Here is a 25,854-nt window from a genome sequence, read left to right as displayed (position 1 = left end):
GCGCGATTTGCTGTAGTCTGGCCGGACAAGGGAGAAGATGATGAGCAGGGAACTGGAAGGCAAGGTGGCGGCGGTCACCGGCGCGGCATCGGGCATCGGGCTGGCCAGCAGCGCGGCGATGCTGGCGGCCGGCGCGCGCGTCGTCATGATCGATCGCGACGCCGCGGCGCTGGCGAGCCTGCGCGCGCGGCACGGCGACGCCGTGATCCCCGTGGTCATCGACCTGCTCGATCCCACGGATTGCGCCACCCTGCTGCCGCGCGTCCTCGATGCGGCCGGCCGGCTCGACATCCTCCACGCCAATGCCGGCAGCTATCTCGGCGGCGATCTCGTCGACGCCAGGACCGACGCGATCGACCGCATGCTGAACCTCAACGTCAACGTCGTGATGAAGAATGTGCGCGACGTTCTCCCGCACATGATCGCGCGCGGGTCCGGCGACATCATCGTCACCAGCTCGCTCGCGGCGCATTACCCGACGCCGTGGGAGCCGGTCTATGCGTCGTCGAAATGGGCGATCGACTGCTTCGTGCAGACGGTGCGCCGCCAGGTGTTCAAGCACGGCATCCGCGTCGGCGCGATCTCGCCGGGCCCGGTGGTGACCGCCCTGATCGCGGACTGGCCGGCCGAGAAGCTGAAGGAGGCGCGCGAGTCCGGCAGCCTGCTGGAGCCCTCAGAGGTCGCCGAGGTGATCATGTTCATGCTGACCCGTCCGCGCGGCATGACCATCCGCGACGTCGTGATGCTGCCGACGAATTTTGATTTGTAGGCGGGGCGGGCCGGGCGCTCGGTCCGCTCGCGGCTCGAACAGCAGCCCCGCTCAGATGGCCTGGTGCACATGCGCTGGGGCCAGCCCCCGTTGAAATACGGGATTCGATTTAAGCACAACCTTAATCATAAGGAACCTAGCGTGGGCCCGCGTAATCCGGGGGTAGTGATGAAAATCGGCCGACTTTTTGCAATTTCGATGCTTTCCGTGACGGCTTTGGCCGTCCTCCCTGCTGCACAAGTCGTGATCGAGCAGGTGAAGGCGGTCAGCGACAAGGCCGAAGCGATCAAGACCGTCGAGGCGTTCGGCGCGGTGCTGCTGTTCGCGCAGGATGTCGTGGGTCACCGCGCGCCCTACATCACGCCGATCTTCCAGGAAGGTCCCGCAACCCCCGCGCAGCTCGAAGGCGTGCGCAAGATCAGGCAGTCGTCCGAGGCGTCCTTCGCGAAAGCGCGCGCACAGTTGACGAGCGTGTCCGACAGCGAGGCGATCACCCGCAGCCTGGACCAGGCGTCGTCCAAGCTGTCCGAGGTCCTTGCCAAGGTGGACCCCACGCTGACCGCGCCGCTGAGCGCGCGCGACCCGGCTGCGATCAAGAGCTTTCTCCCCGGGGTCACCCAGGTGGCTCTTGCGATCGAGCCGATTCTGAACCGTCTGCAGAACCGCATCGCCAATGCCGACGCGTCGCTGACGACGCTGCTCGACGTCGCCCGCACGGCGCAAGACCTGCGCGTGACCGCCGGCGGTCGTGCCGCCGCGCTGTCGCCGGCGCTCAGCGCCCGCCGCGCCGTGGCTCCGGCCGAGAAGGCGGCGATGGATCGCGCCCAGGGCCGCACCGAGGTCGACCGCGAGCGCCTGGAGGCCGGCATCGACCAGCTCGGCAATCCGGAGCGCCTGCTCACGGCCTTCAAGGACGCCCGGGAGGCCTATTTCGGACGCGCCGTTCCGATCGTCGACAAGGACATCGCCGCCGGGCTCGGCGACCTCAACTACGCACTCACCGCTGACACCCTGGCCGATGCGGTCGTCCCGGCCGTGCAGAAGTTCTTCGTCGTGCGCGACGCCGCGATCGCCGAGGCGCGCGACCGCGCCGTCGCGGCGCGCGATGCAGCCTATCTGATGCTCGCGCTGGCGACGGCGGTGGTCGTTGCCCTCGCCGGCATTCTCGTGTTCGTCACCATGCTGCTGCGCCGCCGCGTGATCAACCCGATCGTGAACCTGACCGGCCTGATCGGCCAGATGGCGGCCGGCAATGACGACGTGACGATTCCGACGATCAATCGCGACGACGAGATCGCCGCGATGGCCGGCTCGCTGCAGACGTTCAAGGAGGCGCTGCTGGAGAAGAAGCGCGCCGAGCAGGCGGCCGCAGCCGACGCGCAGGCCAAGATCGAGCGCGGCCAGCGCGTCGAGCGCTTCACCCGCGAGTTCGAGATGGCGATCGGCGAGGTCGTCGGCGTCGTGTCGTCGGCGTCGGCCGATCTGGAACGCTCGGCCTCATCGCTGACGACGACGGCGGGTCGCTCGCTGGAGCTCGCCACCGTGGTCGCATCGGCCTCCGAGGAAGCCTCGACCAACGTGCATTCGGTCGCCGCGGCCGCCGAGGAGATGAGCTCGTCGGTCACCGAGATCAGCCGCCAGGTGCAGGACTCCGCGCGCATCGCCAACGAGGCGCTGGCGCAGGCGCGCAAGACCAACGACAACGTCGCGGAGCTCGCCAAGGCGGCGGCGCGGATCGGCGACGTCGTCGAGCTGATCAACGCGATCGCAGGCCAGACCAACCTGCTCGCGCTCAACGCCACCATCGAGGCCGCCCGCGCCGGCGAGGCCGGACGCGGCTTCGCGGTGGTCGCCTCGGAGGTGAAGGCGCTGGCCGAGCAGACCGCCAAGGCGACCGGCGAGATCGGCCAGCAGATCGGCGGCATCCAGGCGGCGACCCAGGAGTCGGTCGGCTCGATCAAGGAGATCGGCGAAACCATCGCCCGGATGTCGGAGATCGCCTCCGCCATCGCCTCCGCCGTCGAGGAGCAGAGCTCGGCGACGCGCGAAATCTCGCGCAACGTCCAGCAGGCCGCTCACGGCACCCAGCAGGTGTCGGCCAACATCGCCAGCGTCCGGCAGGGCGCCGACGACACCGGCTCGGCCTCGTCGCAGGTGTTGTCCGCCGCGAAGTCGCTGTCCGGCCAGAGCAGCCGCCTCCGCGACGAGGTCAGCCGCTTCCTCGATTCGGTGCGGGCGGCGTAACCCATCAGAGGCTGCGGCGGCTCCGTCGAGGCCGATCGATCACCTGCACAGGCGTCGATTGGCTAGCCGGCCGGGCTTCCGCGATCAGCCCGCCGCCCATTGGGCCCGCGGGCCATTGCAGAAGACAATCCGCGCATGTCAGCATCGGGGCTCGTGCCCCGATGTCCCTCCGCTGTGCGGCCGCGAAGCCCGCAAGCGACGTGCAGGGTCGCGATTCCCCGGGTGTGATCGAGCTATGGACCGCCGGACGACGCGTCGTCCTGCGAAATCGGTGCCGCACGGAACGCCTCTCGCAAGGCCAGAATCCGATCGTCGAGGTTCATGATTTCGGCGGCGCGCTCCAGGTCGCGCCAGAATCCGCCGGGCGGCGTGGTGAGGCGGCCGAGCTCCATGAGTGCGTCGAGCGCAAGCGCGAGCTCATTGTGCTCGAGATATTCGGCGAAGTCCTCGTACAGCTTGGCGCAGGCCTGCACGTGCCGGAGCGGAGGCGCTGGCAGCGCTGTCTGTGCCCGCCCGAGCGAGGCTCTGACCGCCGTCCATCGTGCCGCCAGCTCCGGACTCACCATCTCTCGCTCCCTGCGGTCGGTAAGCTCCATGATGGAATATAGGAGTCAACAAGTCGGCTCAAATCCCGGCTGTGCCCCGATCCATCCTCCGTCTTTCCGTCATCCGCCTGATGGCGCCGAGCATACGCCGGCGGATGAGGCCGCTCACCGGCCGGATCACGAGCCAGTACGGCGGGAGCATGAAGAAGGATGTGCGGCCGGGACAGTAGACGCGCGTCTCGGTGACGAGCCGCGTCATCTCCCTCTCTGGCTCGGCCACGAAGCCGAGCACGAGCTTCGGCGTGCGAACGCCACCGGGCTGAGCTGTGACAAGGAGGCGTGTCATGAATGACGCCGCCCTAGGCAGCGCCGCGCCGAGGTTCTTTTGCTTTTGTGGGTCTGCTCGCTGGAGCGTACCCATATGAGCGCTCGCTCGGGGCTGTTGCAGATTGGCGATCGCCTCCCGCACGAGCGGCGGCCTACATGATGCCTATGCAGAGCGGATCCAATCGGCTGGGGCTCACGTAGGCCCGTCCAAAGTTAAAGCGAACAGGGTAGCCCACCGGGGGAAATTTCGGCCGCCACAACTCTCGCTATCGTCTCAAAAGTTTTCCAAATTTTTTTGTTCGGCTATGTCCATCGGACGAAACAAGTGATGATCAATTCATGCTGATTCCGTCCATCGTCCCCCGGTGGGCCGATAGATGCTCGCAGGATTCCTGTGGGCAAAGGAGGGGATTATGAACTTTGACCTTCAAACTTTCTCTGTCTTGACCGGCGTCGCCTCAGCCGTGGTGGGGTTGGCCTATAAGCTAATGCCGCGATCCGTTGATCGCCTGAAGCGTGATCTCGAACTTCTGAAACTAGCTCGGGAAGCAAAGGCGAACTTTCTTCCGTTACAGCGTCACGTCGACGCGCAAATCAATGAAGCATATCTCAGTAAAGGGGTCGGCTTTAAAAGATCTTTCGATATTGCTTTTGGTAATGTCGCCTTCGCAATAATGATTACGACCCCGATGATCGGGATTATCGGCGCCGGAATAGCATTTGGTTCAAAGTACCTATTTGCTCTCTCGGACAATGCGGTGAACTCCATCGGCGTCGGTTTTCTTATGCTCGGCATTTTGGGCGGCATAATTGGCGGAGGTGATCTTGCCAAGAAGGACTTGGCTGATGCTCGCAAAGAAATAGAGGAAAGAGAACGAATGCTTGCCGCCGCCGATGAAGAAGAGCTGCGTCGTTTTCGAGCAACCAACTCATCGTCGAGCAAGGGTGAGGCATCTACTGATAATTCAGCTCCCGATGAAGCCGAAACGTCTGCGCACGATTCGCTCGAAACTGGAGGCGAAACGCCGACGCCGCCAGCGCCTAGCTCTTGTCAAGCTCCTGAGGTTGGCGTCGACCGCGATAGCGACCTTAAGGTCAGATCAGCTTGAGAGGCATGCTGATGTGCGTCGAGTTTACGGGAGCATGGCCACCTCAAGCTCGGGCGAGCGGGATTACGGTGACGCTGCACCAAACAACAAAGCTCCCGCATGCCGGCCATGCCCAAACTGCCCGTCGTGCTAGTTTGCCGCAACAATTCCCCTTGTGTCGTCGGGTAAATCACCTGCACATTTCCGGCCGTCCCGTGCTCATCGAAAGAGGGGCGTTCGCGAGTCGTCACGAGCGTTGGGTGTGGGATGCGGTGGCCGGGTCGGAGTTGCAGCGCGCATTCGCGAGCGGACGAACAACTTCGATACGGACGGTGAAGTCGCGTGGTCCTGGCCTCCCGATGCTGAGGTCAAGCTCGCTGATGTGCGTCAGTGCATCGCGGGTGATGGGGGCAACAAAGCCCGGTCCCCAGGGAGAGCGCGTATAAATCGTAAGCCCATCGCGCAGGGAGGGCCGGGTGTGTTCGGCCAGACCTGTGGTACCTGCCGCCTGCATTTTGTTCGCACGGGGGCCATTGGGTGGTGTGCCGAGTATGAACGACAGCTTGGAGGTGGAAGTCCTCTATCCAGCCTGATGGCGGCGAAGGATTAGCGAAGCGCAAGGGCGTCATCGCGAGGTGGGGTCTGAAGACAGCGTGGAGCAAAGCCGCGGCCCGATGAACAAACATCGGATGTGAGGCCTACCCGGCCGGACGAGCGAGCCACCAATCGCGAAGTCCACGGTCATCAAGGGGCGGGGTGGTAGATCCGACGGGCATGCGGTGAAGGCGGTCGGTCTTACCTCGGGAGATCTGCGTCGTGTCCCGGCAACGGGACTGAGGTCGTTGCAAGGCGATCTGAACGCGACGCAGAAGTCAGCAGAGGGCATAGTAGGCGGCAGCGTACCGCCGAAGGCCCGAACGATGGAAGTTCTGGTGGAGCGGTGATCTCGCACGACCCAATGCGGCAGGAAGCTCAGAGCAATCTGAACCCTCGCCCCGGACCGAGGGGTGAAGCCCCGCGGGCCGGCGCCGGGGCGGCCGAAGCTCGCGCGGCGAAAGCCTGTCTCGATCAGACGGCGGTCGCGGGACCGTCGATGGAAAGGATCGTCGCACGTGAGAACCTGAAGAAGGCATTGGACCGAGTGAAGCGCAACAAGGGCGCGGCGGGGGTCGACGGGATGACCGTGGATGATCTGCCGGCCTACCTGAAGGTGAACTGGCTCGCGATCCGCGCCCAACTGCTCGACGGCACCTACAAGCCGCAGCCGGTGCGGCGTGTCGAGATTCCGAAGGCATCGGGCGGCGTCAGGCTGCTCGGCATCCCGACGGTGCTCGACCGCTTCATCCAGCAGGCGGTTCTGCAGGTGCTGCAAAGCGAATGGGATCGGACGTTCTCCGAGACGAGCTTCGGCTTCCGGCCGGGCCGCTCGGCGCATCAGGCGGTGGCGAAGGCGCAGACCTACATTGCGTCCCGGCACGCGGTCGTGGTGGATATCGATCTGGAGAAGTTCTTCGACCGGGTCAATCACGACATCCTGATGGGGCTGGTCGCCAAGCGGGTTGCCGACAAGCGACTCCTGAAGCTGATCCGCGGCTTCCTGACTGCGGGCGTGCTGGAGGGAGGGCTGGTCAGCCCGACGGAGGAAGGAACGCCGCAAGGCGGGCCGCTCTCGCCGCTGCTGTCGAACCTGATGCTGGACGTGCTGGACAAGGAGCTGGAGAGGCGAGGTCATCGCTTCGTGCGCTATGCCGACGACTGCAACATCTATGTGCGCAGTCGGAAGGCGGGCGAGCGGGTGATGGCGAGCATCGAGAGATTCCTGGAACGGCGCCTCGAGCTCAAGGTGAACAGGGCCAAGAGCGCGGTCGCCAGACCGAGCCACCGCAAGTTCCTGGGCTTCAGCTTTACGCAGGGGAAGAAGCCGCGCCGGCGCATCGCGCCTGAGGCCATTGCCCGTTGCAAGGCGAGAGTTCGGGAGCTGACGGGGCGACAGTCTGGCCGAAGCCTGGAGCAGATCATCGAGAAGCTGGCGCTGTATCTGAAGGGATGGCGCGGCTACTTCGGGTTCTGCGAGACGCCGTCGGTGTTGCGCAAGCTCGATGAGTGGATCAGGCGGCGGTTGCGCGCCGTCGTCTGGACCCAATGGAAGTGCGGTCCTACTCGCTTCGACGAGCTGCGACGCCGCGGCGTCGACCGGGAGACGGCGCTTAAAACCGCCGGCAACCCACGTGGTCCCTGGCGGCTCGCCAACAGCGCCGCACTGGCCAACGCTCTGCCAAGGTCCTTGTTCGCCTCACTCGGCCTGCCTTTCCTCGCAGCCCGCAAAGCCGCTTAATCCGCCGAACCGCCGTATACGTGATCCGTATGTACGGTGGTGTGGGAGGGGTGGAGTCGCGAGACTCCCCCCCTATCCCGATCGGCCAGCGCCCGGCCTTCCCTGCGCCCTCGATTTTCCGGAGAGGGCGGTGCTGCAGCAGAGCTCGGACGCAAATTGCGCCGCGAGGCCGATGACGCGCATCTGTGCGTGGCCTGCGGTCCCGAGGCGTCGCCGAAGATCATGTCGGGGAAGAATGCCCTGGTGCTGCCGGACAGGATTGAACTGTCGACCTCTCCCTTACCAAGGGAGTGCTCTACCACTGAGCTACGGCAGCAAAGGGACTAGCGGGGACCGGCCCGAAGGCCGCGACCGAACGCGGGCGGTTCTTGCCACAAGGTCCCCGCCTGCGCAAGCGCGGCTCGTCCGGTTTTCGGGGAAAGACGTCAGCGTGATGCATCGAAAGGGAGCGAAAGACCTCCGAAATCGGACCGAAATCACCCGTTCACGGTGGATTCTCGCGGTTGGCCGCCCTTGGCGTCCCCAATGCCCGGGTCGCGCCGGCAACTCCCCATCCGGGCAGGCGACGGCGGTCGGGCGGAACCTAGCGTCTGCGTCGCCAACGCCTCTTGGCTTTCGCATCTGGGGCCCCAATTGTGCCTCTGGTATCGGGTGACCGGGGGAAGGGGATGACGGATAAGACCGGGAAGGCGGCGCCGAAGGGCGCGCGCGAGGAGCGGCTGAAGCAGGCGCTGCGCGAGAACCTGAAGCGGCGCAAGGCGCAGAGCCGCGAGCGCAGCCAGGCGGTGACGGCCGAGGAGGGCGGCTCGGACGAGGCCGCTGCCGGCGGTCCGGACGATTCGAAGCGTTGAGCAGATTGCAAGCGGGGTGGGCGTGATGGCAGCGGATGAAGGGATGACGGTGGAGGCAGGGGCACAGCGGGCGGAGCTGGCGAAGACGCTGCCCCGCTTTGAGCAGACCTTTCCAGAGCTGACGCCCCAGGAGATCGCGCGTCTGCGCGGCTTCGGCGAGATCCAGACCTATCGCGACGGCGAGCTGCTGTTCGAGACCGGCAAGCCCGGCCCCGGCATGTTCGTGATTCTCAAAGGCCATGTCGCGATCACCCAGCGTGACGGCCTCGGTCACGTCACGCCGGTGATCGACCAGGGGCCAGGGCAGTTTTTGGCCGAGATCGCCCAGCTCTCCGGCCGCGTCGCGCTGGTCGACGGCCATGCCGAGGGCGACGTCGAGGTCATCCTGATTCGTCCCGAACGGCTGCGCGCGCTGCTGATCGCCGAGGCCGAGCTCGGCGAGCGCATCATGCGGGCGCTGATCCTGCGCCGGGTCAACCTGATCCAGGGCGGCGCCGGCGGCCCGGTCATGATCGGCCCGCCGCAATCGGCTGCGATCGCGCGGCTGCAGAGCTTTCTTACCCGCAACGGCTTTCCGCACCATCTGCTCGATCCCGCTGATGATCACGACGCGGCCGATCTGATCGCGCGCTATTCACCGACGCCCGCCGAGCTGCCGCTGGTGGTGGTGTCCGACGGCAGCGTGCTGCGCAATCCCAGCGAGACCGAGCTGGCGCGTGCCGTGGGGATGATCGGCGGTCCGCGCGGCGAGAAGATCTACGATGTCGCGGTCGTCGGCTGCGGGCCGGCGGGCCTGGCCACCGCGGTGTATGGCGCCTCCGAAGGTCTGTCGGTGGCGGTGTTGGACTCGCGTGCGTTCGGCGGCCAAGCCGGCGCCAGCGCCCGCATCGAGAACTATTTCGGCTTCCCGACCGGCATCACCGGTCTCGCGCTGACCGCGCGCGCCTTCAACCAGGCGCAGAAGTTCGGCGCCGAGATCATGATCCCGGTGGCGGTCAATGCGCTCGACTGCGAGCGCAAGGCCGGCGCCTTCGTGCTGGCGCTCGAGGGCGGCGACGAGGTGCGGGCGCGCTCGGTGGTGGTTGCCAGCGGTGCGCGCTATCGCCGGCCTGATCTCGACCGGCTCAAGGAGTTTGAGGGCCGCGGCGTGTGGTACTGGGCCTCGCCGATCGAGGCGCGGCTGTGCGCGGGGCAGGAGGTTGCGCTGGTCGGCGGCGGCAATTCCGCGGGGCAGGCCGCGGTGTTTCTGTCGGGCCACGTCAAGAAGGTGCGGATGATCATCCGCGGCGGCGGGCTTGCCGCGTCGATGTCGCGCTATCTCATCGAGCGCATCGAGGCGACGCCGAACATCGAGCTGTTGTTCAACACCGAGGTCGTCGCGCTCGATGGCGGGGCCGACACCGGGCTCGAACGCATCACCTTGAAGAGCCGGCTGTCCGGCGAAGAGACGCCCGCCGACATCAGCAATCTGTTTCTGTTCGTCGGCGCCGATCCCGCCACCGGCTGGCTCGACGGCTGCGGCATCACGCTCGACCGTGCCGGCTTCGTCGTCACCGGCGCGCAGTCGGAGCAGAATGCCGGGCGGATGGTGTCGCCGCTGGAGACCTCGGTGCCCGGCGTCTATGCGGTCGGCGACGTCCGCTCCGGCTCGGTCAAGCGCGTCGGCGGCGCGATCGGCGAGGGCGCCCAGGTCGTCGCCGCGCTGCACGGGTTTCTGGCCGATGCGCTCGTACCATCGGTCTGATTCGCGCGTTCCCGCCGCGGCGGGCCGCACCGTCAGGGGATGAATTCCCCGGCGATGCGACCTGCCGTTGCGAACCCATCAAATCGCCGTAATGTCGGTCCTGTTGCGCCGACCTTAGCCCAATTTCCCGGCCAGCCCCACAGGACCAGCATGGATCGCATTCGCATCGTCGGCGGCAACCCGCTTCGCGGCACCATCCCGATTTCGGGCGCGAAGAACGCCGCCCTGCCGCTGATGATCGCGGGTCTTTTGACGCCGGAGACGCTGATCCTGGACAACGTCCCGCGCCTTGCCGACGTCGCGCAGCTTCAGCGCATTCTCGGCAATCACGGCGTGGACATCATGTCGGTCGGCAAGCGTCCCGGCGATGGCCAGTACCAGGGCCAGACGCTGCAGATCTCGGCGGCCAACATCATCGACACCACGGCGCCGTATGAGCTGGTGTCGCGGATGCGCGCCAGCTTCTGGGTGATCGCGCCGCTGCTGGCGCGCATGCACGAGGCGCGGGTGTCGTTGCCGGGCGGCTGCGCCATCGGCACCCGGCCGGTCGATCTCCTGATCATGGCGCTGGAAAAGCTCGGCGCCAATATCGAGATCGATGCCGGCTATGTCGTCGCCAAAGCGCCGGGCGGCCTGCGCGGCGGCACAATCGATTTCCCCAAGGTCACCGTCGGCGGCACCCATGTCGCGGTCATGGCCGCGAGCCTCGCGAAGGGCACGACCGTCATCACCAACGCCGCCTGCGAGCCGGAGATCACCGATCTCGCCGACTGCCTCAACAAGATGGGCGCGCACATCACCGGCGCCGGCACGCCACGCATCGAGATCGAGGGCGTGGCGTCTCTGCACGGCGCGCGTCACACCGTGCTGCCCGACCGCATCGAGGCCGGCACCTATGCGATCGCTGCGGCGATGACCGGCGGCGATGTCCGGCTCGCCGGCGCGCGGCCGGAGCTGTTGCAGTCCGCGCTCGACGTGCTGATCGAGGCGGGCGCCGAGATCACGAGCGACGCCGAGGGCATCCGCGTCGTCAGAAACGGCCACGGCATCCGCCCGGTGCAGGTGACGACCGCGCCGTTCCCCGGCTTTCCGACCGACCTGCAGGCCCAGCTGATGGCGCTGATGGTCTGCGCGCAGGGCGCCTCGGCGATCACCGAGACCATCTTCGAGAACCGTTTCATGCATGTGCAGGAACTCGCGCGGTTCGGCGCGCGTATCAGTCTCGATGGCGAGACCGCTCGGATCGAGGGCACCTCGAGCTTGCGTGGCGCGCCTGTGATGGCGACCGATCTGCGCGCCTCGGTGTCGCTGGTGATTGCCGGGCTTGCCGCGGAAGGCGAAACCATGATCAATCGCGTCTACCATCTCGATCGCGGCTTCGAGCGGCTGGAGGACAAGCTGAAGGCCTGCGGCGCCACGATCGAGCGCATCCGCGAGTGAAGGCGCTGCCAAGAGGATGAGACCGTGACCGACCGGCTCAAACTGATCGCGCTCGATGCCGACGATCTCGCCGTCATCTCCGCCCATGTGCAGGACGCGCGGGTGCAGGCAGCCGACATCATCTGGCGCCAGGCCGAGAAGCGGCTGGTGATCGGCATGAACCGGCTCGACTGGGATCAGGCGCTGCATGGCGAGAGCGAGCCGCGCCGGCTGCTCGCGGCGTTGCGGTTCGACCGGGTGCTGGCCTGCAAGTCGCGGCGGATCGAGGTCGATGCGCCCGATACTGTGCTGGAGCTGATCGGCATCGAATTCCATGCCGGCGCCGAGCCGCCCGCCGGCAGCGCGCTGCTGCTGTTCTCCCATGGCGGCGCATTGCGGCTCGATGTCGAATGTCTGGAATGCGAGCTGACCGATCTTGGCGAGGACGATCTCGGCACCAGCGATATCGATGGCGGTCCGCCGCTGACCCGGTAGGCGCCTGTTCAAAGGGTTGACGGCCCCGCGCTGCCGCGCCATTGAGCAGGGGGTCGGGGGCAGCCACCCCTTCGGAAAGTGCCAGAGATGCCCATTCGCCTGTCCCGCGCCAGCACCGATTTCGACACTCAGTTTCGGCAGTTTCTCGCCGCCAAGCGCGAGACCTCCGCCGACGTCGAAGCCGCCGCGCGCGCGATCGTCGATGATGTCGCCAAACGCGGCGATGCGGCGCTGCTCGAGGCAACGCGCAAGTTCGACCGGCTGGAGCTCGACGCCTCCTCGTTGCGCGTGACGGCCGCCGAGATCGAGGCCGCCTTCAAGGCCTGTGACGCCGCGACCTTGGATGCGCTGAAATTCGCCCGCGACCGCATCGAGGCCTTTCATCTCAAGCAGCTGCCGCAGGACCAGCGCTTCACCGACGAAGCCGGCGTCGAACTCGGCTGGCGCTGGAGTGCGATCGAATCCGCCGGGCTCTATGTCCCCGGCGGCACCGCGGCCTATCCGTCCTCGGTGCTGATGAATGCCATTCCCGCCAAGGTCGCCGGCGTCGCGCGGCTCGTGATGGTGGTGCCGGCGCCGGACGGCAGGCTCAATCCGCTGGTGCTGGCCGCCGCCCATCTCGGCGGCGTCTCCGAGATCTACCGCGTCGGCGGCGCCCAGGCGGTGGCGGCGCTGGCGCATGGCACGGCGACGATCGCCCCCGTCGCCAAGATCGTCGGGCCCGGCAATGCCTATGTCGCCGCCGCCAAGCGGCTGGTGTTCGGCAAAGTCGGCATCGACATGATCGCGGGCCCGTCCGAGGTGCTTGTCATCGCCGACGACAGCGGCAATGCCGACTGGATCGCGGCCGATCTGCTCGCGCAGGCCGAGCACGACGCCAGCGCGCAGTCGATCCTGATCACTGACAGCCGCCGCCTCGCCGACGACGTCGCCCGCGCCGTCGAGGGCCAGCTCAAGACCCTGCCTCGCGCCGCGATCGCCGGCGCGTCCTGGGCCGATTTCGGCGCCATCATCGAGGTCGACGATCTCGACCAGGCCGTGCCGCTGGCGGATGCCATCGCCGCCGAGCATCTGGAGATCATGACGGCCGATCCAGACGCGTTCGCCGCCAAAGTCCGCAATGCCGGCGCCATCTTCCTCGGCGCGCACACGCCGGAGGCGATCGGCGACTATGTCGGCGGCTCCAATCATGTGCTGCCGACCGCGCGCTCGGCGCGGTTCTCTTCGGGCCTCGGCGTGCTCGACTTCATGAAGCGCACGTCGCTGTTGAAATGCGGCCCCGAGCAGTTGCGCGCGCTGGGGCCAGCGGCGATGACTCTGGGCAAGGCCGAGGGTCTCGACGCCCATTCACGCTCCGTGGGAATACGCCTCAACCTGCCATGACCCAGCACCCGCCAGGCGACGACCGGACCAATCGCATCGTGGCGGTGACGCTCGACGAGGAGTCGATCGGCCGCTCCGGTCCGGACATCGAGCATGAGCGGGCGATTGCGATCTACGACCTCGTCGAGGAGAATCTGTTCGCGCCCGAGGGCGCCGACGGCGCCGGTCCGTTCACCCTGCATCTCGGCATCACCGCCAACCGGCTGATGTTCGACATCCGCAAGGAGGACGGCACGCCTGTCGTGACGCATCTGCTGTCGCTGTCGCCGTTCCGGCGGATCGTGAAGGACTATTTCATGATCTGCGACAGCTACTACCAGGCGATCCGCACCGCGACGCCCGACAAGATCGAGGCCATCGACATGGGCCGCCGCGGCATCCATGACGAGGGCTCGCGCACCCTGCAGGAGCGGCTGAAGGGCAAGGTGCGGGTCGATTTCGAGACTTCGCGCCGGCTGTTCACCCTGATCACCGTGCTGCACTGGAAGGGCGAGGGCCAGTGATGCCGTCCGCGCTGCGTCATCGCCTGCTGCCGGGCCCGGCCACCTTCGCGGCCGAGGGCGCCTAGGCGCATGGCCGAGGTGCCGCCGCGCGCGCGCCAGCCGCAGGCGGTGCTGTTCGCCTGCGGCCAGAACAGCGTGCGCTCGCCGATGGCCGAGAGCCTGCTGCGCCAGATGTATCCGCAGGCGCTCTATGTCCGCTCCGCCGGCGTCAAGAAGGGCGAGCTCGATCCGTTCGCGGTGTCGGTGATGGCCGAGCTCGGCCAGGACATCTCGCAGCACAAGCCGACGACCTTCGAGGAGCTCGAGGACTGGGAGGGGCTGAATTTCGACCTCATCATCACCCTGTCTCCCGAGGCCCATCACAAGGCGCTGGAGCTGACCCGCACCATCGCCGCCGACGTCGAATACTGGCCGACGCCCGATCCGACCGGCGCCGACGGCAACCGCGAGCAGAAGCTCGCCGCCTATCGCGAAGTCTGCGACGGCCTGTTCACGCGGATTCGCAAGCGTTTCGGCAAGCCCGGGCCGGCGGGCTTGTAGGTTCCCGGTTCCACCGCAGGTGTCATCGAACCGAAATACCAACGTCGTCCCCCGCTCAAATTCGCGCCGTAGAGCAGGCCCGTCGCAGCTTGTCGCAGCCTTCGGGTTGTGGAATGGCAGCCCTTCCGATAGGTTCCGCGCGCACGCCCCGCCGCTTCCGAATCCCCTAGCGAAATCAGCATGCTCGGCCGTCCCAGAATCGTTCTTGCATCCGGCTCGCCGCGGCGTCTGGCGCTGCTCAACCAGGCCGGCATCGAGCCCGATGCGCTGCGCCCCGCCGACGTCGACGAGACGCCGAAGCGTGGCGAGCTGCCGCGCGCCTGCGCCAACCGTCTCGCCCGCGCCAAGGCCGATGCCGCGCTCAAATCCGTCCAGCTCGACGACGAGCTGCGCGGGTCGTTCATCATCTCCGCCGACACCGTGGTCGCGGTCGGCCGCCGCATTCTGCCGAAGGCCAATCTGGTCGACGAGGCCTCGCAGTGCCTGCGGCTGCTGTCGGGCCGCAACCATCGCGTCTACACCGCGATCACCCTGGTGACGCCGAAGGAGGCGTTCCGCCAGCGCCTGGTCGAGACCCGCGTCCGCTTCAAGCGGCTCAGCGAGGACGATATCCAGGCCTATATCGGCTCAGGCGAATGGCGGGGGAAGGCCGGCGGCTACGCCGTGCAGGGCATCGCCGGCTCGTTCGTGGTCAAGATGGTCGGCTCCTACACCAACGTCGTCGGCCTGCCGCTCTACGAGACGACGACGCTGCTCGCCGGCGAGGGTTTCCCGATCCGCTTCGGCTGGCTCAACACGGTCGCCGTCTGACCATCCGCGTGCGGGGGTGCATCCGCGTGTCCAGCCCATTAAATAGCCGCCGATGTCAGACAAATCGCTCCACCGGAGCGCCCCCGCTTCGAAATCTGCCAAGCCCGTCCGCCGCTGCCCGATCTGCAACCGGCCCGCGGCCGAGGCCGTCCGCCCGTTCTGCTCGCCGCGCTGCCGCGACGTCGACCTGCATCGCTGGCTCAGCGGCTCCTATGTCATCCCGGCCGCCGAAGGCGACGAGGACGACGTCGAATAGCGCCGTGTTTTCATCATCTTGCCCCTGCGGCGCCGGCCGGTCGGGACGGGCGTCCCGCGCCGCCGCGCAACCGCACAAGGAATGTGAAAACTTGCCCTCAGGGCGGTAGACAGCGCGGTCCGGTCCCACTATAACCCGCCGGCTCGCCGGGCTTTTTTGCCCGCAAGAGACCTGCCCAGGTAGCTCAGTTGGTAGAGCATGCGACTGAAAATCGCAGTGTCGGTGGTTCGATTCCGCCCCTGGGCACCATGTCTCAAATCAGGCTTTGATCTTCCTCGGTTTTTTCCCCCTTTTACTCCCACTTTCTTCAACCGGGCCCAAAAGTGGGAGACTATTGTTCGCGGTTTGATCGAGGGACAGGAGCGGTATCGCGCTCGCGGCGAGACGTTGTTGGTTGGCCCTCTTGGTATAGTGCGCGGCCTCCTTCATCGCCTGCCATCCGAAGATCGCCATCAGCTGCTTCTCGGCCGCGCCGTTCTCGGCCGCAATGCATGCGCCCGTAAACGTAAGCCAGCCATTCTTGATGTGTTGTCGGCCAAATTTAACGACGTCCGATCTCCGCTGACCGGTGAACAGCAATAGCGCGAGTGCGAGATGCGCCTTGGTGCCGATTGGATGCTTCTTGGCATATTGCAGCACTTCAGCAATCGTCCAAGTGTGGAAGCCCTGCGATCCGGTCTTCATGTACGGCACATCCCGTGCCGGATTTCGCTCGGCGCCGGGATGCTCCGCCGCGATTGCATACTTGACGACTTGGCGCAGCGCCTTGATGTGACCGTTGGCAGCCTCGGGAAATTCCGCTTTGCGATCGCGCAGCGCGCGCACCTTGCTGGTCGGCATCGAGGCGTAGGGCAAGGAACCGATCAAATTCGAAATCTCGTCCGAGACCGGTTCGCTACACAAATTATCGAGAATGCCGTGTCGGGCTGACTTGGTGCTGGTGTCGAGTCTCGTGAATTCCGCCGAGGCGTAGTATTGCTCAATCAGCCATCGCTGCGACCCATTTTTCGCGCGCGTGCCCTGCGGTTGTTCGGTCTCTCTGGGCTCGATCTTGCCATTCAGAGCGGCCTGGTACTCTCCCCCGAATTCGTCGGTACCTGGCACGGCACGAAGACGGATCTTGGTCCTCGATTGTGCTGGAAATACCGGCGCACATTACCGTGTCGATCCATGTCCTCGTATACGTACTTGATACACAGAGTGGTCACTGCGAGTCCATTTAATCACGCGGCAACTTCATCCCATGGATTGGTGCTCTTTCGCGCCGGCGAGATCAGCATTCGTGTCGAAGCCGTTCCGGAGCACGGCATGGCGACTATTTGGGACGCCGACGTCCTGATCTGGGCTGCTTCGCAAATCGTTGAAGCTCGCGATGGCGGACTGAAGACGTCCCGTCTGATGGCGGCAACGCCCTACGAAATCCTGACCTTCGTCGGCCGCGGCACCAGACCGCTGATGCCAGCGTGATTTGTTTGCACGACTAACGACTCTCCAGTCGCTCTCAGAGCAAGTCTCTCTCATGAAACCCAGAGTTGGCATTTACCTCTCCGAGGGCATGGCTGCGCGGTTGGCAGAAGCGGCCAAAAATCCCCGTGCCACTCGTTCTCTGGTTTCCCGGGATCGCGTCCCGCTCCTGAACGGCTTGATGGTGATGCTGGGCGCGCTGGGTGCGGTCACGGCGACATTGCCGGCCGACCTGTTGCTGGAGTGGATTGGTTGGCGTGAACTATTTGGTCTGCTTGACTGTCGCCAGTGCGCTCACGATTTATCTGATCGTGCCCGACAGGACTGCAGTTCCGGGCGGCGCGGTCGCAGCCGGTTTGAAAGAGGTCTATGCCGATCCGCGATTCTGGCGCGTTGCGCCGCTCTCGGCATCCTGCATTGGAACGGCCTGGGCTCTCCAACGGCTCTGGGCGGCGCAGTGGCTCAAGGACGTTGAGGGCCTCGATCGTGCGAGCGTGGTATTTCATTTGTTTGCCATGGCGGCCGCGCTCAGCCTGGGTGCCATTCTGCTTGGGGTCGCTACCGATCGGCTGCGAAGGCGCGGTGTTGGACCGGAGGTGCTCCTGGGGCTTGTTGCGGCTGTCTTTATTGCAACTCAGTTCGAATTGATCCTGCGCTTGCCCTTGCCGTCATATTTGCAGTGGGCCGTTGTAGCGGCCGTCGGCGCGGCTACAGTGCTGAGCTTCGCGACTCTGGCCGAGTATTTCCCGAAACAGCTCGCCGGAAGGGCCAACGGCGCGCTGAATCTGTTCCACATTGCCGCGGCCTTCGTTGTGCAATACGCGACCGGCGTTGTACTTCAGTATTGGACACCTCAAGCGGGACACTATCCCGAAATCGCCTATCGGACAGCCTTTGCTCTCAATCTCGCGCTCCAGGTCGTGGCTTGGATCTGGTTCGTGTCTCCGCGCGTCAGCGCCGACTCGCGACAAATGCGCGCGAGCGCGATGTAGATACGAGACCGGAGCACAAGGAACTCTCCCTGATCACACTGGTGGAGGTGATCAAAATCGTTAGAAGCCCAGGGCGCTCGAGGTGCTTCGCCCTATTGCGCAGGGACGTGCCTCTTCGGTCGAGCCGCCCGGGACAGGAGCAGCGCAAGCGGGCCCATGAGAATCCCGGCAGCCAGCATCATAAAGGCAAGCCACCACCCGCCGGCGCTCTGGGGTCCTCCCGCCGCGTCGAGGGCCACGCCCGTGCCCCAGGGTCCGAGGGCCGACAACCCGAAGCCCACAGTGGAGTGCAGCGCCAACGTGGCTCCCCGATAATTGGGGTCGGCCGCTGCGCTCATTCCCGCGGTCAACGCTCCAGAGTCGGCAGGGACCGTTACGCCGTAGATCAGCAGCAGCAGCACCAGCGCCCAGGCCGGGGCGGTTGCGTTGAAGGCGATGATGGTCGCCACGCAGGCGGACGTGATCATCACCGCGATAATCGCACGGTGCCGCCCGAACTTCAGCGCGGCTTCGTTGCCCAAAATGCTGGCGGGCATCGAGATGATTGCAAAGAAGAAGCTCACTACGACTGGCGACAGCCATGATGGCGCGTCCTGGTGCGCAACCACGAACGTCCAGAAACCTACGAGCCAGGTACGGATGCCGTAGAGTTCGAAACAGTGGGCACCGTAGCCGAAAATGTAGCCGAGGGCCTCTCGGTTGGCGAACACCGGCTTGAAGTTCAAAAGACGCCCCGTCTTGGACGCCGGTCGGCGAGCTACCATCAGCGCGCACGCCATCACCATTGCAATGGGTCCGATTCCGGTGATCACGAACGCAGCAGGCCAGCCCCATTTGTCCGCCGCCACCTGCGCCACCAGAAAAGAGATACCCACCCCGAACGAGAAGCTCGATGTGTACAGCGTGACCGCACGCGAACTGTTTCCTGCCGGGAGCCGGTCGGTGAGCGCCTTCAGGCCCGGCATGTACGCCCCCGCAAAGCCGAGTCCGGCGATCGACCAGATGATTGTGCCCGACCAGAATCCTTGCGCAAACAAACCGAAGGCGATGGTCGCAAGTCCGCTCACGATCGATCCGCAGAGGAGCACCAAGCGCGCGTCGATACGGTCCGTCAGCGTCGTCAGTAGGGGCACCGCGAGCATGTAGCCGAAGGCGTAGCCGCTTGCCATCAAGCCGCCTTCGGCGGCACTGAGCCCCCATGCCGGCATCAGGTGTTGAGCCAGATTTGCCGAAAGGGTCACGTGCGGCAGCAGGTTGCCCACCTGTCCGAGACACATCACCGCGATCAGCGGCCGGCCGGTCAAGCTGCGGATGCTCGCCTCCCCTCGAGTTTGTGGGCATTCATGCGGTTCGCCCAGGCTGCAGGAGCAGCAGCGCGACGAAGGCAGACAGCGATGCGAGAGCGCTGACCCAAAGCGCGACGCTACCGACATGTTCTACCATGAGCCCCATCGCGAGCGGTGCGACGGCTCCCGTTGCCCGTGCCGGAAGCGAAATCATGCCGACCCGTCTCCCGAAGCCGGCGGGTCCGAACAGAGCCAGCGGCAGCGTGCCGCGCGCGATGGTGATGATCCCGTTGCCAGCGCCGTACAGGACCGCATAGGCAGACGCGAACAGAGGACCTCCCAGGATCAGCGTGATGACGCCGATTGGATTCATCAGTGTAGCAAGTCTCGCCGAGAGCAGCGGGTGGAAGCGACCGAGCCAACCCGCTTCGAGAAGCCGGGCACCAACTTGGGCGGGCCCCACCAACGTTCCTGCGAACAACGCGGCAGCCGGTGAGGCACCCAGGGACACCAGCATCGTCGGCAGGATGGCCGAAAACCCCGAGCTGACGAACCCGACGGCGGCGAACATGTAGGCCAGCACCACGATCGCGAAGGTTTCGCTTTCACGCGAGGGGAGTTGAGGATGATCCACCGTCCCGGCTTCCTGTCGTAGGGGCGCGGCATGCGGCAAGTAGAGATTGAGAGGAAGCGCCAGGACCAAATGGATCAGCACCCAAGCCTGGCACGCCACTCGCCAGCCGTATTGGGCATCCAGCCACGTCGACAAGGGCCAGCCGACGGAGCTGGCAAACCCGGCGATCAGGGTGATGCCGGTGATGGAGCGTCGCGCCTTGCTGCCGTAGATGCGCGCGAGCGTTGCGAACGCCGCCTCGTAGAGGCCCATTCCCATGCCGATCCCGAGCAGCACCCAGGATACGACCAGGAGTGCTGGCCCCTCTGCGATCGAGAGCACGAACAAGCCGCCCGACAGAACAAGGTTCGAGGCCGCGAGCAGGCCTCGGCCTCCGAACGTGTCGATGGCATGCCCCACCCGTGGCCCCAGAAGTCCCGCGATCACGAGGGCGCCCGAGAGCGCCGCGAAGACATGGGTGGGTGCAAGACCCAAATCCCGCGCGATTGGCGCAGCGAGGATGGCCGGAAGGTAATAGCTCGAGGCCCACGCAATGGTTTGCGTGGTGCCGAGTGCAACGACGACCGCGACCGGACCTGCAGCCTGGCCCGCAGGAATTCGATTCATGAGCACCCGCAGCCCGAAGCTCCCGTCTTCTTGGCCGCCTCGTCGGCGCCGCAGCAGGCCGATGCATCCTCCTTGGGAGGGCCGCCGCAGCAGGCCGTCGCGAGCGTGGCCGCCGCGACGCTTCCACGCGTGCAGACGCCGGTCTCCGGCAGCACGAGCTCGACCCTCGCCGCGGCGGCCTTGTCGCCCGCAAGGTCGGCCGCGATCGAGCGGACCTGCTCGTAGCCGGTCATCATGAGGAAGGTAGGGGCGCGGCCGTAGGACTTCATGCCGGCCACGTAGAAACCGGGCTCGTCGTGTGCGAGTTCGCGCGCACCATGGGGGCGTACCGTTCCGCAGCTATGCTCGTTCGGATCGATGAGGGGAGCGAGAGCGACGGGCGCCTCGATGGCCGGATCGAGTTTTAGGCGCAGTTCGGACAGGAACGACAGGTCGGAACGGAAGCCCGTCGAGACGATCAGTTCATCGGCGACCACGCTGCGCGCCCCGCAGCACGCGCCGGCCGCGATCCGGAGCCGGCCTTGAGCCTCCGAGATATGCGTGACGCCGAATTCGGCTTCGACCCGGACCTTGCCGGAGGCGACGAGCGCGGCGAAGGCGGCGCCTAGCTCGCCGCGTGCCGCGAGCTTGTCGTTGCTGCCGCCGCCGAACGCCTTCGCAGGGTCGGCGCCGCGCAAGAGCCAGACCGGCTCAGTGCCCGGTGCCTTTTCGGCGAGGTGGGCGAGGTCGATGAGCGTACCGACGGCCGAATGGCCGGCGCCGAGGACGGCGACCGCCTTCCCAGCGTATCTGGCTCGCTCGGCGCCGCGGACGTCCGGCATGCCGTAGGCGATCTTGCCCCCGTACTCTCGTTCTCCGAGGGCGGGCAGACCGTTTGCGCCCGCGGGATTGGGAGAGAACCAGGTGCCAGACACGTCGATGACGGCATCAGCCCGCAGCACCTCGGGCCCCTTGCCGTTCTGATAGCGGATCTCGAAAGGAGCGCCCTCGCGACCCTTGGTCTTGGCTTTGTCGAATCCGACCCGGCTGATCGCGGTCACGCGGCTCGAGGTGCGTATCGACTCGCGGAGCGCGGTTTTCGTCGCCAACGGCTCCAGGTAGCGGTCGATGAGCTCGCCGCCGGTGGGGTAGGATTGAGGGTCCGGAGAGTTCCATCCGGTCGGCGCGAGCAGACGCTGCGCGGCCTTGTCCACGTTGTACTCCCAGGGCGAAAAGAGCTGGACATGCTGCCACTGGCGAACGGCATGTGCCGCTTCGGGTCCGGCCTCGAGCACGATCGGCTCCATTCCGCGCTCGAGAACGTGCGCAGCCGCGGCGAGACCGACGGGGCCTGCCCCCACGATCGCCACCTTCTTCTTCTCCGTCATGATCGTATCCTATCCTTCTAGAATTATCGAATATTGATCGACCAGAAATCAAGCCGCCGGCTTCTTGCTCCGGCACTCCACTTCGTCGGCGCAGCACTCGGCCGCCATGAAGTCGACCAACCCGCGCATGATCTCGTAGTTGGCGTGGCAAACGAGCGTGGTGGATTCGCGGACCTGCGTGATCAGGCCGACGGAGACCAGCGTCTTGATGTGATGCGACAGCGTGGACGCAGGAATCTTGAGCTTTTCCTGGAGCCGGCCAACCGGCAGACCGGCCCTGCCGGCTCTCACGAGGGCCCGATAGATCTGGAGCCTGGTCCGGTTTCCAAGCGCTTCCAGGCGCGCTGCGACGTCTTCGATCTTCATGTGGCAAATATGCGCCCGGCGCGCAGGAAGAGTCAATTATATTTCTAGAAATGTCGAAATAGCGCGTGCTCTGGTTCTCTCAGGCATACCAGGCGAAGAAGCGATCGAGAACTTGACGGCCATTCGCCTCGAAGCACCGCCCGTGACTCACGACTATACGCTCGGGGTTCCAAGACAAGACTCTGTCAATTGCGGCTCGGGCTCTTCTTCGGTGCAACAAGAGTGGCAAGCGCATTCCGAAAAAGATCTGGCCAGTGGGATGGTACATTCCCGTGAGGCGCGCAGCCGAGCGCCAGGGCTCGCTAATCTTGTCCAGCTCAAGGTTGATGATCGTATCGGTGAGAATGAGCGTTCTGGACGCCTTGTGAAAGAAGACGATTTCTCCGAAAATGCGTCCTGGGATGGCAGTTTGGTCGATTTCACCTCCCCACGCCGGCGGCGGCGTCGACGTAAGCTCATCGTCAAACCGCACGTCAATTCCTCGCGCCCGTGCGCGTCGGCGTGCGCCCGGAGACCCCCACGTAGTGGCATCGGGGAATGCTCGCGACCACTCCCCGATGTGAGCATAGTGAAATTGGTTTGGTGATACGAGATGGCTGATCGAACCGATCGATCGTAGGTGGCGCGCGAGTTCGAGATCGAGCGCGATGGGTGAATGGAGGAATAGTTCACCATTCTGAAGCTGCACGACGGTCATGCGCGTCGAAAACGGCAGTGGCAGCGTCACGCCAGCCATCGTCAGGTACTCGAATGGCCCGTCGACGACCCCGATTCCTGGCGCGAAGGGCTTGTATTCGTTAATCGGATCGTACAGCGATGGAGTACGCGACATGGCGGTCTGCCGGGCGTTCCGGGCCGCCGATTATAGCCCTCTCGCCTTTCAAGACCTAGAGCCGGCGCAGGTTTAGCGGGGCGGCATCGATTGCACCTCTATCCGGCGGGTTCAGCGTGCACGCTCTGCTCCCGGTGTTGTGGAGTGCGATGGATCGCGTCGAACCAGGCAAGAACGGCCTCGGCCGAACAGGGGGGCTCAACTCCCAAGCCGCCGTGAAACTGGCGCCAGCGTTCCACGTAGGGCTCCCGCACCGCTGTCAGGAGCGGGGTTCCCGCGCAGACGACGTCCGCGCAGGAAGCGAGCAGCCCGTGTCCTGCGGCCTCGGCTCTGCCAAACCGACTGATGACGACGAGATCCACTGCATCCCTGATCGCGGATTCTATGCAATGCGCCATCGAGAGCAGGGCCTGTTCGTCCAGCTTGCAGCCGCGAGACTCGCTTCCGCGATCCTGGGTGATCCTCGCCCGCTCCCCGGTGCGAAGGTCCAACAGGTCGAGCATCCGGCATTTTGCCGAGCCCGGCACCATGTTGACCTCGGCTGACCGGCAGCGACATGACCGAGATCAACACACTTGAATCGGGACCGGGCGGCTTCCGCCGCCCGGTCCCGGTTCTCTACGCCTTGTAGTGGGGCGACTTGAACGATAGCCGTTTCGTCGTCTCGGGAGCCGAAGCGATCTTGCGGATGTCCGCCCACGTCTGCTTGTAGTTGGGAATGATGAGCTCGTTCACTCCGGCGTTGACGACGTTGCCCTGCACGCCGGTCGGGAACCCAAAGAGCATAAACGTCTGCTTTGGCTTCGCCGATGGCGTTGGCTGGACCATCGCTTGGGTCGAACCGGCATCATTATGGACCTCGACCAGATCGCCTTCGCCCAGGCCGAGCTCCTTCATGTCGTTCGGGTTCATCTCGATGAAGGGGTACGGCGTCCGGTCCATGACGAAGTCGTTCTGGGCATCCATGAACGCATTCTGCCAAACGAGGTTGGTCCGTCCGTTGTTGACCAGGAACTTGTACTTGGCCTTCTGCTCGGCCTTGCCCGCGGCCTGAAGCCCGCGCCAGGGCGCGGCCATGAAGAATGCCTTGCCGTCCTTGGTCGAGAACTTTCCGTCCGTGTACAGTCGCTTGGTTCCCTGGATCTTGTTGTCGGCGAAGCCGACAGATGGCTCCTGGAAGCCGTTCGTGCCCATCGCGCGGAGGCGCGCATACGTGACGTTCTCGCCGCCTTTCTCGTGCTTGCGGTAGCCGTCGTTGAAGGCGTCTTCCTCCGTCTTCCAATCGAACCCTTTGAACTGATCGGCGTAGGAGGCATTGCCCTGCTCGCGCAGCACGCGCTCCATCGTGTTCGCAAACCGGGCGGCGATGAGGCAGTCCGGCATCGCGTTGCCGGGCGGATCCATGTAGCGCTCGGTCAGCCGCATTCGTCGTTCGCCGTTCATGGATGTCAGGTTCATCTCGCCGGAGATGGCTGCAGGCAACCAGACGTGGGAGGCTTGTCCGATCTGGGTCGGCACGATGTCGACGTCGACCGAGAACAGGCCGCCCTGCCGGATCGCGACCATGATGGCGTCGACCATGGCCTTGCGGTCGCCCCAGGGCACGGTGTTCATGGCGTCCTTCACCATGTCCGTCCGGCGCTTGTACACCTGCTTGAACTTGAACGCGTTGAGCGTCGTCTTGTAGTGGTCGCAGGCCCAGATGTGATGGATGCCGCCGCGCCCCTCGATGAGGAGCTTGTCGACGTAGGCGGCCGGCCGCCCGACATGGGCGTCGGATGGACGCGAGTAGCCTTCCTGGTGGCCGCCCAGGCGCACGACTCCGCCGCCCGGCCGGCCGACGTTGCCGGTCGCGAGCGCGAGGTTCACGATGGCGCCGTTGGTGCGGTAGTTGTCGTTGCCCCAGATGATGCCCTTCTCGTATCCGAACATCGTCCGCCGGCGCTTGCCGCCGGCCTTCGGCTCCGCGATCCACTGGGCTGCCTTGACGATGTCCTCTCCGCGGAGCCCGGTGATCTTCGCCGCATCCTCGATCGACGTGCGGTTCGCAGCCAAGGCCGACGCGAAATCGGTCAACGGTTGATCGGCCGGCGTGCCGCCCGGACGGGAGATCAGGCCGGCGGCCTGACCCGAGAGCAACGTGCTTGCCGCGATGAACTCCTTGTCGATCCACCCCTTGTCGGCCACGTAGGTCAGAAGCGCGTTGAACAGCACGAGGTCCGTGCCAGGCTCAAGCGCGAGGTGGAGGACACGATCCTTCCCGCCCTCGGCTTCGCAGGCAGCCGTAGTCGCGGTGCGGCGTGGATCGATGATGATGATCCGGCTGGCCTCGACGGGTTCGCCGGGGAATTCCTTCTTCCTCTTGTCCATCGTGGTGCCGCGCAGGTTCGGTATCCAATGGTTGAGGAAGTAGTTGGTCTGGGTCTCGAGCGGATTGGTGCCGATCGCCACGATCGTGTCCGCAAGCTCGGCGTCCTCGTAGCAGTTGTTGAGCTCGCCGACGCCCATGTCGCGCGTCGCATGCACCTCGGAATTGTAGGCGGGCCGATTGTGAATGCGGACGTTCTTGATCTTCATGGCGCCGAAGTAGAGCTTTCCGGTACCCCAGGTGTTCTCGTATCCTCCGGCCGATCCGCCGTGGTCGAACATCGACACGAAGAGGCCGTCTTCGCCCTGTTCGTTGATCACAGCTGCCGTGACGCGCGCCACCAGATCGAGCGCGTCATCCCAGCTCGTCGGCTGCATCGAGCCATAGCGCCAGACCATCGGGTCGGTCAGACGCTGCAGCTGGGTGTTCCGTTGCTGGGAGGTGTGGTTCTCGGCCATCCGCGCGCCGCGGATCGAACCGAGACCGGAGTTCACGACACAGTCCGTGTCCGGCTTGATGACGAGGTGAACGTCCTTACCGTCCTGCTTGACGATGTTGTACATGGACGGCGAATACCAGGCCGCGGTCTCCGCGCCCTGCTGCTTGGACAGGTCGACGCCAAATTTGTTG

At 65.4% G+C, this 25,854-nt stretch carries 24 protein-coding genes, 2 tRNA genes and 1 pseudogene; 16 read left to right on the top strand and 11 right to left on the bottom strand.

What is annotated here, in order from left to right:
- Nucleotides 1–40: 40 nt before the first annotated feature.
- Both QX121_RS25085 and QX121_RS25080 read left to right on the top strand, forming a co-directional pair.
- A complete protein-coding gene (locus QX121_RS25085) occupies nucleotides 41–769 on the top strand; it encodes an SDR family oxidoreductase (protein ID WP_315813305.1) in 729 nt (242 codons plus the stop codon).
- 168 nt (nucleotides 770–937) lie between these two features.
- Nucleotides 938–3,013, top strand: a complete 2,076-nt coding sequence (locus QX121_RS25080; RefSeq protein ID WP_315813304.1) for a HAMP domain-containing methyl-accepting chemotaxis protein — start codon at nucleotides 938–940, stop codon at nucleotides 3,011–3,013.
- Between the two features lie 233 nt (nucleotides 3,014–3,246).
- Here the strand turns inward: QX121_RS25080 and QX121_RS25075 are convergent, their stop codons facing one another.
- Both QX121_RS25075 and QX121_RS25070 read right to left on the bottom strand, forming a co-directional pair.
- Nucleotides 3,247–3,579, bottom strand: coding sequence for a hypothetical protein (locus tag QX121_RS25075; RefSeq protein ID WP_315778403.1), 333 nt, complete (start codon nucleotides 3,577–3,579; stop codon nucleotides 3,247–3,249).
- A gap of 58 nt (nucleotides 3,580–3,637) precedes the next feature.
- Nucleotides 3,638–3,979, bottom strand: coding sequence for a hypothetical protein (locus QX121_RS25070; protein ID WP_315773779.1), 342 nt, complete (start codon nucleotides 3,977–3,979; stop codon nucleotides 3,638–3,640).
- Between the two features lie 319 nt (nucleotides 3,980–4,298).
- On the opposite strand from QX121_RS25070, the gene QX121_RS25065 reads away from it, so the two are divergent.
- Together QX121_RS25065 and ltrA are read left to right on the top strand one after the other, a co-directional pair.
- Complete coding sequence (locus tag QX121_RS25065; RefSeq protein WP_315773780.1) at nucleotides 4,299–4,994, top strand: hypothetical protein; 696 nt, start codon at nucleotides 4,299–4,301, stop codon at nucleotides 4,992–4,994.
- Nucleotides 4,995–5,931: 937 nt separating this feature from the next.
- Nucleotides 5,932–7,308, top strand: coding sequence for a group II intron reverse transcriptase/maturase (ltrA, locus tag QX121_RS25060; protein WP_409997696.1), 1,377 nt, complete (start codon nucleotides 5,932–5,934; stop codon nucleotides 7,306–7,308).
- A 241-nt stretch (nucleotides 7,309–7,549) separates the two neighbouring features.
- Here the strand turns inward: ltrA and QX121_RS25055 are convergent.
- A tRNA-Thr gene (locus tag QX121_RS25055) sits at nucleotides 7,550–7,624 on the bottom strand.
- 352 nt (nucleotides 7,625–7,976) lie between these two features.
- Between QX121_RS25055 and QX121_RS25050 the strand changes: the two genes are divergently transcribed.
- The 10 genes from QX121_RS25050 to QX121_RS25005 all read left to right on the top strand — a co-directional run bounded on the left by QX121_RS25050 (nucleotide 7,977) and on the right by QX121_RS25005 (nucleotide 15,558).
- Nucleotides 7,977–8,159 carry a hypothetical protein gene (locus tag QX121_RS25050; RefSeq protein ID WP_315773782.1) on the top strand — a complete coding sequence of 61 codons (183 nt, stop codon included), beginning with the start codon at nucleotides 7,977–7,979 and terminating at the stop codon, nucleotides 8,157–8,159.
- 43 nt (nucleotides 8,160–8,202) lie between these two features.
- A complete protein-coding gene (locus QX121_RS25045; RefSeq protein WP_315813303.1) occupies nucleotides 8,203–9,903 on the top strand; it encodes an FAD-dependent oxidoreductase in 1,701 nt (566 codons plus the stop codon).
- A gap of 150 nt (nucleotides 9,904–10,053) precedes the next feature.
- Complete coding sequence (murA, locus tag QX121_RS25040) at nucleotides 10,054–11,343, top strand: UDP-N-acetylglucosamine 1-carboxyvinyltransferase (RefSeq protein WP_315813302.1); 1,290 nt, start codon at nucleotides 10,054–10,056, stop codon at nucleotides 11,341–11,343.
- A 24-nt stretch (nucleotides 11,344–11,367) separates the two neighbouring features.
- Nucleotides 11,368–11,817 carry a DUF2948 family protein gene (locus QX121_RS25035; RefSeq protein WP_315735991.1) on the top strand — a complete coding sequence of 150 codons (450 nt, stop codon included), beginning with the start codon at nucleotides 11,368–11,370 and terminating at the stop codon, nucleotides 11,815–11,817.
- Nucleotides 11,818–11,904: 87 nt separating this feature from the next.
- Nucleotides 11,905–13,200 (top strand): histidinol dehydrogenase, encoded by a 1,296-nt coding sequence (gene hisD / locus QX121_RS25030; RefSeq protein WP_315813301.1) that lies wholly within the window; start codon nucleotides 11,905–11,907, stop codon nucleotides 13,198–13,200.
- Nucleotides 13,197–13,703, top strand: coding sequence for a UPF0262 family protein (locus QX121_RS25025; protein WP_315717869.1), 507 nt, complete (start codon nucleotides 13,197–13,199; stop codon nucleotides 13,701–13,703). The genes hisD and QX121_RS25025 overlap by 4 nt, the downstream gene beginning before the upstream one ends.
- A 69-nt stretch (nucleotides 13,704–13,772) precedes the next feature.
- Nucleotides 13,773–14,243, top strand: a complete 471-nt coding sequence (locus QX121_RS25020) for an arsenate reductase ArsC (protein WP_315735995.1) — start codon at nucleotides 13,773–13,775, stop codon at nucleotides 14,241–14,243.
- A 180-nt stretch (nucleotides 14,244–14,423) separates the two neighbouring features.
- Entirely contained in the window at nucleotides 14,424–15,053 is a 630-nt protein-coding gene (locus QX121_RS25015) for a Maf-like protein (protein WP_315813300.1), read from the top strand.
- A gap of 52 nt (nucleotides 15,054–15,105) precedes the next feature.
- On the top strand, nucleotides 15,106–15,309 hold the full coding sequence (gene yacG, locus QX121_RS25010) for a DNA gyrase inhibitor YacG (RefSeq protein ID WP_315778398.1): 204 nt from the start codon (nucleotides 15,106–15,108) through the stop codon (nucleotides 15,307–15,309).
- 173 nt (nucleotides 15,310–15,482) lie between these two features.
- A tRNA-Phe gene (locus tag QX121_RS25005) sits at nucleotides 15,483–15,558 on the top strand.
- A gap of 9 nt (nucleotides 15,559–15,567) precedes the next feature.
- Here QX121_RS25005 and QX121_RS25000 read toward each other — a convergent pair.
- Nucleotides 15,568–16,413, bottom strand: a complete 846-nt coding sequence (locus QX121_RS25000; RefSeq protein WP_315813299.1) for a hypothetical protein — start codon at nucleotides 16,411–16,413, stop codon at nucleotides 15,568–15,570.
- A 105-nt stretch (nucleotides 16,414–16,518) separates the two neighbouring features.
- Here QX121_RS25000 and QX121_RS24995 point away from each other — a divergent pair.
- Both QX121_RS24995 and QX121_RS24990 read left to right on the top strand, forming a co-directional pair.
- Nucleotides 16,519–16,755, top strand: a pseudogene (locus QX121_RS24995) (replication initiator protein A); the annotation flags it as partial.
- 275 nt (nucleotides 16,756–17,030) lie between these two features.
- Nucleotides 17,031–17,765, top strand: a complete 735-nt coding sequence (locus tag QX121_RS24990) for a hypothetical protein (protein WP_315813298.1) — start codon at nucleotides 17,031–17,033, stop codon at nucleotides 17,763–17,765.
- Between the two features lie 92 nt (nucleotides 17,766–17,857).
- Here the strand turns inward: QX121_RS24990 and QX121_RS24985 are convergent, their stop codons facing one another.
- The 7 genes from QX121_RS24985 to QX121_RS24955 all read right to left on the bottom strand — a co-directional run.
- Nucleotides 17,858–19,042 carry an MFS transporter gene (locus QX121_RS24985; RefSeq protein WP_315813340.1) on the bottom strand — a complete coding sequence of 395 codons (1,185 nt, stop codon included), beginning with the start codon at nucleotides 19,040–19,042 and terminating at the stop codon, nucleotides 17,858–17,860.
- 64 nt (nucleotides 19,043–19,106) lie between these two features.
- Nucleotides 19,107–20,291 carry an MFS transporter gene (locus QX121_RS24980; protein ID WP_315813297.1) on the bottom strand — a complete coding sequence of 395 codons (1,185 nt, stop codon included), beginning with the start codon at nucleotides 20,289–20,291 and terminating at the stop codon, nucleotides 19,107–19,109.
- Entirely contained in the window at nucleotides 20,288–21,658 is a 1,371-nt protein-coding gene (locus tag QX121_RS24975) for an NAD(P)-binding domain-containing protein (RefSeq protein ID WP_315813296.1), read from the bottom strand. The genes QX121_RS24980 and QX121_RS24975 overlap by 4 nt, the downstream gene beginning before the upstream one ends.
- 48 nt (nucleotides 21,659–21,706) lie before the next feature.
- The gene (locus QX121_RS24970) at nucleotides 21,707–22,024 is read right to left on the bottom strand and encodes a metalloregulator ArsR/SmtB family transcription factor (RefSeq protein ID WP_315736010.1); all 318 of its coding nucleotides are present in this window, start codon (nucleotides 22,022–22,024) and stop codon (nucleotides 21,707–21,709) included.
- 79 nt (nucleotides 22,025–22,103) lie between these two features.
- A complete protein-coding gene (locus QX121_RS24965) occupies nucleotides 22,104–22,856 on the bottom strand; it encodes a DUF4336 domain-containing protein (RefSeq protein WP_315813295.1) in 753 nt (250 codons plus the stop codon).
- A gap of 98 nt (nucleotides 22,857–22,954) precedes the next feature.
- Nucleotides 22,955–23,386 carry a DUF2478 domain-containing protein gene (locus QX121_RS24960; RefSeq protein WP_315813294.1) on the bottom strand — a complete coding sequence of 144 codons (432 nt, stop codon included), beginning with the start codon at nucleotides 23,384–23,386 and terminating at the stop codon, nucleotides 22,955–22,957.
- Between the two features lie 88 nt (nucleotides 23,387–23,474).
- The coding region (locus tag QX121_RS24955) for an arsenate reductase (azurin) large subunit (protein ID WP_315813293.1) at nucleotides 23,475–25,854 on the bottom strand (2,380 nt) is incomplete at its 5' end.

Origin of the sequence: Bradyrhizobium sp. SZCCHNR2028, from assembly GCF_032380995.1 — a bacterium.
Classification (GTDB): domain Bacteria; phylum Pseudomonadota; class Alphaproteobacteria; order Rhizobiales; family Xanthobacteraceae; genus Bradyrhizobium.
The sequence above is the reverse complement of the archived record's forward strand: the minus strand, read 5'-3'. Positions and strand labels throughout refer to the sequence as shown.